This is a genomic window from Pseudomonas caricapapayae, from assembly GCF_001400735.1.
GTDB classification, from domain to species: Bacteria; Pseudomonadota; Gammaproteobacteria; order Pseudomonadales; family Pseudomonadaceae; genus Aquipseudomonas; species Aquipseudomonas caricapapayae.
This window is the reverse complement of sequence record NZ_LJPW01000156.1, coordinates 100,702-112,699: the sequence shown is the minus strand read 5'-3', so window position 1 is coordinate 112,699 and position 11,998 is coordinate 100,702. Positions and strand designations below refer to the sequence as shown.

Below are 11,998 nucleotides of genomic sequence, written 5' to 3'. Positions count from 1 at the left end.
TCGGCGATCAGGAGATACATCATGCATGACCTGCAGACGGACGAGATCAAGACCCCGGATGAAAACACCGCGATGGTGCTTCTGGTTGATGATCAGGCCATGATTGGCGAGGCAGTCCGGCGTGGCCTGGCTGGCCACGAATCGATCGATTTCCACTTTTGCGCCGACCCGCATCAGGCAATTGCCCAGGCGGTGCAGATCAAGCCGACGGTGATTCTCCAGGATCTGGTGATGCCGGGCCTGGACGGTCTGACGCTGGTTCGCGAATACCGCAGCAACCCGTTGACTCGCGATATTCCGATCATCGTGTTGTCGACCAAGGAAGATCCACTGATCAAGAGCGCTGCCTTCTCGGCAGGGGCCAATGACTATCTGGTCAAACTGCCGGACAACATCGAGCTGGTAGCACGCATTCGTTATCACTCTCGCTCGTACATGACGCTCTTGCAGCGTGACGAGGCCTACCGCGCCCTGCGGGTCAGCCAGCAACAATTGCTCGACACCAATCTGGTGCTGCAACGCCTGATGAACTCCGACGGCCTGACCGGGCTGTCGAACCGTCGCCATTTCGATGAGTACCTGGAGCTGGAGTGGCGACGGGCAACGCGTGATCAGGCGCAGTTGTCGCTGTTGATGATCGATGTCGATTACTTCAAGGCTTACAACGATAACTTCGGGCATCTCGAGGGCGATGAGGCTCTGCGTCAGGTTGCGAAAGCCATCCGCAACAGTTGCAGTCGCCCGTCGGACTTGCCGGCGCGCTACGGTGGCGAGGAGTTCGCCATGGTTCTGCCCAATACTTCTCCGGGCGGGGCGCGTCTGCTGGCTGAAAAACTGCGCCAGAGCGTGTCGGGCATGAATATCCCGCACATCGCGCCGACGTCCGGTTCCAGTCTGACCGTGAGCATTGGTGTTGCGACCATGACGCCGCAGGTCGGGATGCACAGCCGTCAGCTGATTCTGGACGCCGACAAGGGCCTTTATCAGGCCAAGAACAACGGCCGCAATCAGGTTGCAGCGGGCTGACGACAGCCTGCTGTCCTGCTGCCGATAAAATAGGCAGCAGAACGCCTGCCCGACGGGCTGCCTTAGCGGCCCGGGCTGGGGTATACTCGTCGGCTTTGAAAATTTCGCCTGCGAGTGCTGCCCACCATGGAAATCAACCCGATCCTAAACAGCATCAAGGATTTGTCCGAGCGCTCCGAAACCATTCGGGGGTATCTTTGACTACGATCACAAACATGATCGTCTGACCGAAGTCAACCGCGAGCTCGAAGATCCAAACGTCTGGAACAACCCGGCCTACGCCCAGGAACTGGGGCGCGAGCGCTCCCTGCTGGCGCAGATCGTGGAAACCCTGGACGAAATGTCCTCGGGTCTGGCCGATGCCAAAGACCTGCTGCTGATGTCCGCCGAAGAAGAAGACCAGGCTGCCGTCGATGACGTGGCTGCCGAAGTCGAGCGCCTGCGCGAATCGCTGGAAAAACTCGAATTCCGCCGCATGTTCAGTGGCGACATGGACCCCAACAACGCCTACCTGGACATCCAGGCCGGTTCCGGCGGAACCGAAGCGCAGGACTGGGCGAACATCCTGCTGCGCATGTACCTGCGCTGGGCTGACAAGCGCGGTTTCGACGCCACTATCATGGAGCTGTCCGCCGGTGAAGTCGCCGGTATCAAGGGCGCTACCGTGCACATCAAGGGTGAATACGCCTTTGGCTGGCTGCGTACCGAGATCGGCGTTCACCGTCTGGTGCGCAAGAGCCCGTTCGACTCTGGCAACCGTCGCCATACCTCGTTCTCTGCGGTGTTCGTTTCGCCGGAAATCGATGACAACATCGAAATCGACATCAATCCGTCGGACCTGCGCATCGACACCTACCGCTCCTCCGGTGCCGGTGGTCAGCACGTAAACACCACCGATTCGGCGGTACGTATCACCCACGTTCCGACCAACACCGTGGTCAGTTGCCAGAACGAACGTTCCCAGCATGCGAACAAGGACACCGCCATGAAAATGCTGCGGGCCCGTTTGTATGAGCAGGAAGTGCAGAAGCGCAACGCAGCGTCCCAGGCCCTCGAAGACACCAAGTCCGATATCGGCTGGGGTCATCAGATTCGCTCCTATGTACTGGACGCCTCGCGTATCAAGGACCTGCGGACCAACATCGAACGCAGCGACTGCGACAAGGTGCTTGATGGCGATATCGACGAATACCTGATCGCGAGCCTCAAGCAAGGGCTGTAAACCGTCAGCCGACACCTCAAGCCCCTCGTCGCAGGACGAGGGCGAACCTGTGATGGAATATTTAAAGACATGAGCGACCAACAACTCGACCCGCAAGCCCTGCAACAGGAAGAAAACACCCTGATCGCCCTGCGCAAGGAAAAGCTTGCTGCAGGCCGTGCCAAGGGTCAGGCCTTCCCCAACGACTTCCGCCGCGACAGCTACTGCAACGACTTGCAGAAACAGTACGTCGACAAGACCAAGGAAGAACTGGCAGAGGCAGCGATTCCGGTCAAGGTTGCCGGTCGCATCATGCTCAACCGTGGCTCGTTCATGGTGATTCAGGACATGACCGGGCGCATCCAGGTGTATGTCAACCGCAAGACCCTGCCCGAAGAAACCCTGGCCGAGGTGAAGACCTGGGACCTGGGCGACATTATTGCTGCCGAAGGCACCCTGGCGCGCTCCGGCAAGGGCGACCTGTATGTCGAGATGACCCGCGTTCGCCTGCTGACCAAATCGCTGCGTCCGCTGCCCGACAAGCACCACGGTCTGACCGACACCGAGCAGCGCTATCGCCAGCGGTACGTCGATCTGATCGTCAACGAGGACGTGCGCGAGACCTTCCGCGTGCGCTCGCAGGTCATTGCTCATATTCGCAGCTTTCTGATGAAGCGTGACTTCCTTGAAGTCGAAACGCCGATGCTGCAGACCATTCCAGGCGGCGCGGCAGCCAAACCGTTCGAAACCCACCACAACGCGCTGGACATGGAAATGTTCCTGCGCATCGCGCCGGAGCTGTACCTCAAGCGCCTGGTGGTCGGCGGTTTCGAGAAAGTCTTCGAGATCAATCGCAACTTCCGTAACGAGGGTGTTTCAACCCGGCACAACCCCGAGTTCACCATGCTCGAGTTCTACCAGGCCTACGCCGATTACGAAGACAACATGGACCTCACCGAGGAACTGTTCCGCGAACTGGCGCAGTTGATCCTGGGCAGCACCGACGTGCCTTACGGCGACAAGGTGTTCCACTTCGGCGAGCCGTTCGTGCGTCTGTCGGTGTTCGACTCCATCCTCAAGTACAACCCTGATCTGACCGCTGCTGACCTGCAGGACATCGACAAGGCACGTGCCATCGCCAAGAAGGCCGGGGCCAAGGTGCTCGGCTTCGAGGGCCTGGGTAAATTGCAGGTGATGATTTTCGAAGAACTGGTCGAGCACAAGCTGGAGCAGCCGCACTTCATCACTCAGTACCCGTTCGAAGTGTCTCCGCTGGCCCGTCGCAACGACGAAAACCCGAGCGTCACCGACCGTTTCGAGCTGTTCATCGGCGGTCGCGAAATCGCCAACGCCTACTCCGAGCTCAACGACGCCGAAGATCAGGCCGAACGCTTCCAGGCTCAGGTGGCCGACAAGGACGCCGGTGACGACGAAGCCATGCACTACGACGCCGACTTTGTTCGCGCGCTAGAGTACGGCATGCCGCCCACGGCGGGTGAGGGGATCGGTATCGACCGGCTGGTGATGCTGCTCACCGACTCACCGTCGATTCGGGACGTGATCCTGTTCCCGCACATGCGCCCGCAAGCGTAACCAGTGGAAAAACAGCCGCCTTCAATGGGCGGCTTTTTTTTAGGTGTTTTTCGGGACGATCCCAAAAAGGAAACTGTCGTGACGATTGCCAGAGAAGGGGCCGCCGGCGTAGCGAGCGCGGTGGCCAAAAGCGTCAAGTATCAGGGTCGCAAGGCTGCACGCGAAGGCAGTGAACAACGCAGGCAGGTGATTCTCGACGCGGCCATGCGCATCGTGGTGCGCGATGGCGTACGCGCCGTGCGTCATCGGGCGGTGGCCGCCGAAGCCAGCGTGCCGTTGTCAGCAACGACCTATTACTTCAAGGATATCGATGACCTGCTCACCGATGCCTTCGCCCAGTATGTACAGCGCAGTGCCGACTACCTGGCACGGCTGTGGCAGAACACCGAAGTCATTCTGCGTGAAATGATGAGTCGCAGTTCAGGCAGCCCGACCGACCGTTTTCGGCTGGCCGATGACATTGCGCGGATGGTAATGGAGCATATCCGGCATCAGTTGCTGACCCGTCGCGACTATCTGATCGCTGAACAGGCGTTCTACCACGAAGCACTGATCAACCCGCGCCTGACGCCGCTGGTAATGGCCCATCAGGAAATTCTGTTGCAGGGCAGCTGTCAGTTTTTCCAGGTCATTGGCTCGCTGCAGCCCTATCAGGATGCTCAGGTATTGACGGGGCTTATCCGGCGCATGGAGTATCAAGGTCTGCTGCATGGGCCACAGCGTCAGGCAGACGAAGAAATGCTGTGTATCCTGACCCGGCAGATGCGCCTGGTGCTGGGCACGCCGCAGCCGGTTCGAGGGTGACTATACTTTTTGCGACGTGCCCTGGATCGGTCGTTCAGACGGCTTGACGATCCTGCCAGTGTCGATATTTTCCAGCGATGGCGCGCTTTCCTTCGCCATCGAGCAGTAGCGAGACAGCCAAGGAGTACCGGTGGACGAGTATCAACAGACTATTCGTGCTTTATCGGATCGGATCGTCGTTGCACAGACGCCGATTCGCATTCTGGATGCGGTTAAATGGGACGAGACCGTTCGCAAGGAGTTTCTGGCCGCCAAGGGTAAGGCGCTTCCTGCGGTGGACCGTGCGTATTACGAAAACCGTCCGCTGGGCTTCGATTCGGTAGCCTTGAAGCAAGAGTTTCAGAACATCGAGCGGGACGTCACGCGCCAGTTGGGGCAGTTCAACCCGGTGGGTCAGATCATGCGTCGCATGTGCCGTGAATACCGCATGGTGGTGCGTATGCTTGAAGCGCGCGGCACGCCCGACTTCGGGCTGATCTCGCAGGAGTTGTATGGCGCTGCGTCCGATGCTTTTCATGCCGGCGACCCGACGCTGGCCGATCTTGGCCTGATGCTTTCGGATTACCTGAACAACATCGCCGGGCGCGGTGACCTGAAGGATGAAGCGAAAACCCTTACGGCCAAGGATGCGGTTTCGCTTCTGCAATCGCGTTTGAACCGTGTGTTCGGTGAGGCCGAGGAAACCATCAGGGTGTTCGAGTCCGACGGGATCGTCGCCGACGCGGCTGCCGGTGCCGATTACATCAAGATCCGCACTGACGCGATGTTCAACGAGCGGGACGTACGAGCGCTGGAGGTTCACGAGGGACTGGTGCACGTCGGCACCACGCTGAACGGGCAAAACCAGCCGATCTGTACGTTTCTGTCCAAAGGTCCGCCGTCATCGACGGTGACTCAGGAAGGCCTGGCCATTCTCATGGAAGTCATTGCCTTTGCTTCCTACCCCAGTCGTCTGCGCAAGCTGACCAATCGTACGCGCGCCATCCACATGGCGGAGCAGGGCGCTGATTTTCTGCAAGTGTTCGAATTCTACCGCGAGCAAGGTTTTGGCATGTCGGAAAGCTACGGCAATGCCAGCCGCGTATTCCGCGGCTCGGTGCCTAACGGCCTGCCGTTCACCAAAGACCTGTCCTATCTGAAAGGCTTCATCATGGTCTACAACTACATTCAGTTGGCCGTGCGCAAGGGCAAGCTCGAACAGGTGCCGCTGCTGTTTTGCGGCAAGACCACGCTGGAAGACATGCGAACCCTGCGGCAACTGGTCGATGAAGGGCTGGTGGTAGCACCCAAATACTTGCCTGAGCAGTTCCGCGACATGAACGCCTTGTCGGCCTGGATGTGCTTCTCCAACTTCCTCAATCACCTGAGCCTGGACCGAATCGAAGCGGATTACTCGAATATTTTGTAGGCATCGATCGTCGCCCTGCACAAGTCGAACTGACTATCGTGCCAATGCTCTGCGTTGGCATGCGTTGTGTGACGCTCCGCGTCACAAATTTGCAGCCTTGCGCGGTATCGAGCGCAAACAGTCCCGGGCGTCGGTGCTGTCTGTATCCCGGGCCGGATTGAATGGCGCACCATGTCTGCAATGTGACGTAGAGCGTCACGAAATGCATTACCACGCGGAGCGTGGGAACGACATACACCTGCGTCTCGTGTCAGCGCGGAGCGTTAGCACGGGAGTGATGTGACGATGAAAACAACAAGGAAGCTCCATTTGAAACTGCTCGGCCTCTTCACCCTGCTTTTCGCGCTTACCGGTTGCAGTTCGATGTTGTTCTACCCCGAGCAGGGTGTTCCGTTCACGCCTGACAAGGCGCGTCTGCACTATCAGGATGTAAACCTCACCGCCGCCGATGGCACGCGCCTGCATGGCTGGTGGCTGCCTGCCAGGCAAGGGGTGCCGGTCAAGGGCACGGTGCTGCATCTGCACGGCAACGGTGGCAACCTGTCGTGGCATCTGGGCGGCGTCTGGTGGCTGCCCGAGCAGGGTTATCAGGTGTTGATGCTGGATTACCGTGGCTATGGCGAGTCGCAGGGCGAGCCGAGCCTGCCAGCGGTTTATCAGGACGTTCAGGCCGCTTTCGACTGGTTGAACACTGCACCGCAGGTGCAAGGCAAACCCCTTGTGGTCCTGGGGCAAAGCATTGGTGGGGCGCTGGCCGTGCATTACCTGTCCGAACACCCGCAAGAGCGTTCGCGGCTCAAGGCGCTGGTGCTGGACAGCGTGCCGGCCAGATACCGCAGTGTCGCGCGAAACTCGCTGAGCAAATCGTGGCTGACCTGGCCATTGAAAACGCCCTTGTCCTGGTTGATCCCGGAGGCCGACAGCGCCGTCAATGGCCTGCCACGACTGGCCGGCACACCGATGCTGATCTTCCACAGCATGGACGACACGCTGGTGCCGCTCGCCAACGGTATCGAACTGTACAAGGCCGCGCCTCCACCGCGGGTATTGCAATTGACTCGGGGTGAGCATGTGCAGACGTTCGCAGACCCTCTCTGGCGTCAGGTCATGCTGCGTTATCTGGACGACCCGACGCACTTCAACGGCCTGCGCCGCCTCGCGGAAGTGCCCAACTACCCGACCCCTGCAACACCGCCCGCGCAATGAGCCGCGACCGTAATCTCAACGGCATGATCTTTAGCGCTGTTGGCGCGGTCATCGGCACGGTGGGCTGTCTGTGGTTCTATGGCTATCTGCATTTCGCGAAACCTGAGGATGCGCTGCTGCTCGGTGAATTCACCCTGCTCAAAACCGTGCCCGGCGAGGATTACAAGGTCGCTGCCACGCCGGCCGTTGAGGTTGCGCAGTGTGTTGATGGCGTACTGGTGCTGTTCGATACGTCGCGAAAAGGCCTGTCGGGCGTATTGATTGATGACCGCAGGCAGGCCGTGCGTTGCCTCGGCCAGCAAACCCCAGGCAATAAAGACAGTGTTAAAAACCTTCGCCCATGAAAAAGCCCCGCCTGTATGCGCAGGCGGGGCTTCGGTGCAGCAGCCCGGTCGATTATTTCATCGAAGAGCGTGGTGCAACAGGCTGGTTGTCGTTGGAGATAGTGACTTCCACACGACGGTTCATGGCGCGGCCCGAGTTGCTGGAGTTGTCAGCAACAGGATATTCCTTGCCATAGCCCATGGTGACGACGCGAGCCGGGTCTACACCCATGCGCACCAGTGCCATGCGAACCGAATTGGCGCGACGCTCAGACAGCGACTGATTGTAGGACGCCGAACCGGTGCTATCGGTGTAGCCTTCGACGATCACTTTGCGATCAGGATTTTCCTGAAGGAAAGCAGCCAGCTTGCCGATGTCGCCTTGGGCGGTCGGCTTGAGATCGGCCTTGTTGTAGTCGAACAGCACGTCACCGAAGGTCACCAGCGTACCGCGTTCGGTCTGCTTGGCGTTCAGGCTGTTTTTCAGTGCAGCGATCTGAGCGTCACGCGCTTCAAGGCGCGCCTTGGCGCGGTCGGCGGAAGCGTTCTGCAGCGCTGCTTCGGACGTGCGCAGAGCGATGGTCTGCTTGGCCAGTTCGACGCGCTGGTTGGTCAGGTAAGAAAGCTGATCGACTTTCTTGACGTCATCATCGTTACGGAAAGCCTGTTCTGCCTTGGCCAGCCATTCGCTGGCGTCCTTGGTTTCAAGGGCGGCAACTTTGGTGGCTTCCGGGTTGGTCTGCAGCGCGGTGAAGTTGCTGCGTGCCTGTTCCAGATTAGGGTTGGGCTTGGTTGCACAGGCTGCCAGAGCAACACTCATGGCCAGCAGAGCAGGGATCATCAATTGTTTACGCATAATAAGGTCGTCCTTTAATCAGTTACGAATTCATGAAAGCAGAAGGTGTTCAGGGCGTTCACTGCACCTGACGCAAGCCTTCATCACGGAGTTCGTTGACGCCCTGACGAGCATCCTGCACAGCCTTGGCAGCTTTGGCGGCCTGAGATTTGCGTTCTGCTACACGAGCGTCCCACTCGGCTTGTTCAGCCAGACGGCGAGCTTCATCGTACTTGTGATCCTGCATGGCCAGATCAGCTTCTTTCAGCTTGTCCTGAGCCGACTTCATTTCCACCGCTGCGAACTCGGTACCGCCAGCGCTGACGGCGCTGTTAACGGCCGATTGCGAAACTGCATATTGCTCGGATGGCGGGTTACCTGCACAACCGGCGAGGATAAAGGTGCTACCGAGCGCCAGCGCAGCCAACTTGAGACCGCGCAGGCCTTTGAACTTGGTTTTGGCAGTTAAGGTGTTCATGGTGATCAACTCCATTGTCTGACTCCGAACGTGGTTATCCATGACAGTTGTTGCATCAAGTCCGGGCATGAGGTCGTACAACCGCCTGCTGCCTTACGGGCTTTCCTGTAATGGTTAATGGCTCGGACCTGCGCGGTTTTTGAATAGTTCAGATAAATATCTACCGGGCGGTCAGGAATTTTTCGCCTCCTTCAGACAACTGTCAGTATGTCGGCTGTCATATCAATGGCCCTCGAATCAGAATGGATGACTCTTTCAACGCGCAGGTTTTCGCTGAAGCATTGTCGAATTGCAGGCTTTTGGTGCACTGTTGGCAATGCGGATTTGAATTCATGTGCGCCCGTGCTGCCAGGCGGGTACGTAACTGAGCCCAGACAAAAACCGGGAGAGGAACGATGGCCGATATCGATGCGCGTCTGCGCGAAGACGTTCACCTGCTGGGTGAACTGTTGGGTAACACGATTCGTGATCAGCGAGGGGCTGAATTTCTCGACAAGATCGAGCGTATTCGCAAGGGTGCCAAAGCTGGCAGGCGCGGTTCTGCAGAGGGTGCCGAGCAACTTAGCTCAAGCGTTGACGGGTTGGGTGATGACGAGCTGCTGCCTGTCGCTCGCGCTTTCAATCAGTTCCTCAACCTGGCCAATATTGCCGAGCAATATCAGCTCATGCATCGGCGTGACGATAGACAGCCCCTGCCTTTCGAATCACGGGTGCTGCCCGAGCTGCTTGATCGCCTGAAAACGGAAGGCCATACGCCTGATGCCCTGGCGCGCCAGTTGAGCAAGCTGGAAATCGAACTGGTATTGACGGCGCACCCGACCGAAGTAGCACGTCGCACACTGATTCAGAAGTACGATGCGATCGCTGCGCAGTTGGCCGCGCTCGATCATCGCGACCTCAATAGCGCCGAGCGCGCACAGATTACCTCGCGCCTGCAGCGACTGATCGCCGAAGCCTGGCATACCGAAGAGATCCGGCGGATCAGGCCCACACCGGTTGATGAAGCCAAATGGGGCTTTGCGGTCATCGAGCATTCCCTCTGGCACGCCATTCCTAACTATCTGCGCAAGGCTGACCACGCACTGCACGCGGCTACCGGCCTGCATTTGCCTTTGGAAGCAGCGCCGATCCGGTTTGCCTCCTGGATGGGCGGGGATCGTGACGGCAACCCGAATGTCACGGCTGCGGTTACCCGTGAAGTGCTATTGCTGGCACGCTGGATGGCGGCTGACCTGTATTTGCGTGACGTGGACAATCTGGCCGCAGAACTGTCGATGCAACAGGCCAGTGCGGCCTTGCGGGCCAGCGTCGGCGACAGTGCCGAGCCTTACCGGGCGGAGCTCAAGCGTCTGCGCGAGCGCCTGCGTGCCACGCGTAACTGGGCCAATGCTTCACTGAGCGAGACCTTGCCCGCGCCCGAAGCGGTGCTGCGAGACAATCGCGAGCTGCTGGACCCGCTGCTGTTGTGCTTCCAGTCGCTGCACGAATGCGGCATGGGCGTGATCGCCGACGGGCCGCTTCTGGACTGCCTGCGCCGCGCCGTCACGTTCGGTCTGTTTCTGGTACGACTGGACGTCCGTCAGGATTCCAGTCGCCACTGTGCGGCGATGACCGAGATCACCGATTACCTTGGGCTGGGGCGCTACGAGGAATGGGATGAGCAGACCCGTATCGACTTCCTGTTGCGCGAACTGAATAACCGCAGACCGTTGCTGCCGTCCTACTTCAAACCGGCGGCCGATACGGCTGAAGTCCTGGCAACCTGCAGAGAGGTGGCAGCAGCCCCGGCAGCTTCGTTGGGCTCTTATGTGATCTCGATGGCAGGTTCCGCATCCGACGTGCTGGCCGTGCAGTTGCTGCTCAAAGAGTCCGGGCTGCAACGGCCTATGCGTGTGGTGCCGCTGTTCGAGACCCTGGCCGACCTGGATAACGCCGGGCCGGTGATCGAGACGTTGCTCGGTTTGCCGGGTTATCGCTCTCGTCTTCACGGCCCGCAGGAAGTCATGATCGGCTATTCCGATTCAGCGAAGGACGCAGGCACTACGGCGGCAGCCTGGGCGCAGTACCGGGCGCAGGAGCGACTTGTGGAAATCTGTCGCGAGCAGCAGGTCGAACTGCTGCTGTTTCACGGTCGTGGCGGTACGGTCGGTCGTGGCGGCGGCCCCGCGCATGCGGCGATTCTGTCGCAACCGCCGGGCTCTGTGGCCGGGCGCTTCCGGACCACCGAGCAAGGTGAAATGATTCGTTTCAAATTCGGTCTGCCGGACATCGCCGAACAGAACCTCAATCTTTATCTGGCAGCAGTGCTGGAAGCCACGCTGTTGCCACCGCCGCCTCCGCAACCGGCATGGCGGTCGATGATGGACCAGATGGCGAGCGACGGAGTCAGTGCCTACCGTGCGGTGGTGCGCGAGAACCCTGAATTCGTCGAGTATTTCCGTCAGGCGACGCCCGAGCAGGAGCTGGGCCGTCTGCCGCTCGGCAGTCGCCCCGCCAAGCGCCGCGAGGGTGGGGTAGAAAGCCTTCGCGCTATCCCATGGATTTTCGCCTGGACACAGACGCGCTTGATGCTGCCCGCCTGGCTGGGCTGGGAGGCTGCATTGAGCAAGGCCCTGGAACGTGGGGAAGGTCAGGTGCTGGGCCAGATGCGCGAGCAGTGGCCGTTTTTCAGAACCCGCATCGACATGCTGGAAATGGTTCTGGCCAAAGCCGATGCCGATATTGCCCGGCTTTACGACGAACGTCTGGTCAGCGCTGAGCTGCAACATTTAGGCGCACATTTACGCGACCTATTGTCGCAGGCGTGCAATGTGGTTCTGGGGCTTACCGGGCAGACGCAACTGCTGGCTCACAGCCCTGAAACGCTGGAATTCATCAGCCTGCGCAACACGTATCTCGACCCGTTGCATTTGCTCCAGGCGGAGCTGCTGTCCCGCTCACGCAGCCGCGAGGCCAGTCTGGACAGTCCTCTGGAACTGGCGCTGCTGGTGTCTGTGGCGGGGATCGCTGCTGGTCTGCGCAACACCGGCTGATCGATCCGGGCAATGTCGTCGCTGCGCCATTTCGGCTCGGCGGCGGCAGGGGCGAGACGTGTGTGCCGGTCTGGCTTGAACGTTGATACAGG

Annotated in this window: 10 protein-coding genes; 8 read left to right on the top strand and 2 right to left on the bottom strand. The window is 59.5% G+C overall.

Annotated features, from left to right (window positions below; translation table 11 throughout):
• The first annotated feature begins 21 nt into the window (after positions 1-21).
• The 7 genes from ALO80_RS23475 to ALO80_RS23445 all read left to right on the top strand — a co-directional run bounded on the left by ALO80_RS23475 (position 22) and on the right by ALO80_RS23445 (position 7,582).
• Positions 22-1,026, top strand: coding sequence for a response regulator (locus ALO80_RS23475; RefSeq protein WP_055010714.1), 1,005 nt, complete (start codon positions 22-24; stop codon positions 1,024-1,026).
• Positions 1,027-1,152: 126 nt separating this feature from the next.
• Positions 1,153-2,248 (top strand): peptide chain release factor 2 gene (gene prfB, locus ALO80_RS23470; RefSeq protein WP_122239444.1). Its coding sequence is split into 2 segments (ribosomal slippage): positions 1,153-1,224 and positions 1,226-2,248, totalling 1,095 coding nucleotides; the frame shifts between segments, so codons are not numbered across the junction.
• 69 nt (positions 2,249-2,317) lie between these two features.
• Positions 2,318-3,820 (top strand): lysine--tRNA ligase, encoded by a 1,503-nt coding sequence (gene lysS, locus ALO80_RS23465; protein WP_055010713.1) that lies wholly within the window; start codon positions 2,318-2,320, stop codon positions 3,818-3,820.
• A 24-nt stretch (positions 3,821-3,844) separates the two neighbouring features.
• A complete protein-coding gene (locus ALO80_RS23460) occupies positions 3,845-4,624 on the top strand; it encodes a TetR/AcrR family transcriptional regulator (RefSeq protein ID WP_054986694.1) in 780 nt (259 codons plus the stop codon).
• Between the two features lie 130 nt (positions 4,625-4,754).
• The gene (locus ALO80_RS23455) at positions 4,755-6,032 is read left to right on the top strand and encodes a flavohemoglobin expression-modulating QEGLA motif protein (protein ID WP_054986695.1); all 1,278 of its coding nucleotides are present in this window, start codon (positions 4,755-4,757) and stop codon (positions 6,030-6,032) included.
• Positions 6,033-6,341: 309 nt separating this feature from the next.
• Positions 6,342-7,238, top strand: coding sequence for an alpha/beta hydrolase (locus ALO80_RS23450; RefSeq protein ID WP_055010712.1), 897 nt, complete (start codon positions 6,342-6,344; stop codon positions 7,236-7,238).
• A complete protein-coding gene (locus ALO80_RS23445; RefSeq protein ID WP_055010711.1) occupies positions 7,235-7,582 on the top strand; it encodes a hypothetical protein in 348 nt (115 codons plus the stop codon). Before ALO80_RS23450 ends, ALO80_RS23445 begins: the two co-directional genes overlap by 4 nt.
• Before the next feature lie 52 nt (positions 7,583-7,634).
• On the opposite strand, the gene ALO80_RS23440 is transcribed toward ALO80_RS23445, so the two are convergent.
• Positions 7,635-8,417, bottom strand: a complete 783-nt coding sequence (locus ALO80_RS23440) for an OmpA family protein (protein WP_054986698.1) — start codon at positions 8,415-8,417, stop codon at positions 7,635-7,637.
• A gap of 58 nt (positions 8,418-8,475) precedes the next feature.
• Positions 8,476-8,889 (bottom strand): DUF4398 domain-containing protein, encoded by a 414-nt coding sequence (locus tag ALO80_RS23435; protein WP_054986699.1) that lies wholly within the window; start codon positions 8,887-8,889, stop codon positions 8,476-8,478.
• A 380-nt stretch (positions 8,890-9,269) separates the two neighbouring features.
• Between ALO80_RS23435 and ppc the strand changes: the two genes are divergently transcribed.
• Positions 9,270-11,906, top strand: coding sequence for a phosphoenolpyruvate carboxylase (gene ppc / locus ALO80_RS23430; RefSeq protein WP_055010710.1), 2,637 nt, complete (start codon positions 9,270-9,272; stop codon positions 11,904-11,906).
• Positions 11,907-11,998: the final 92 nt, after the last annotated feature.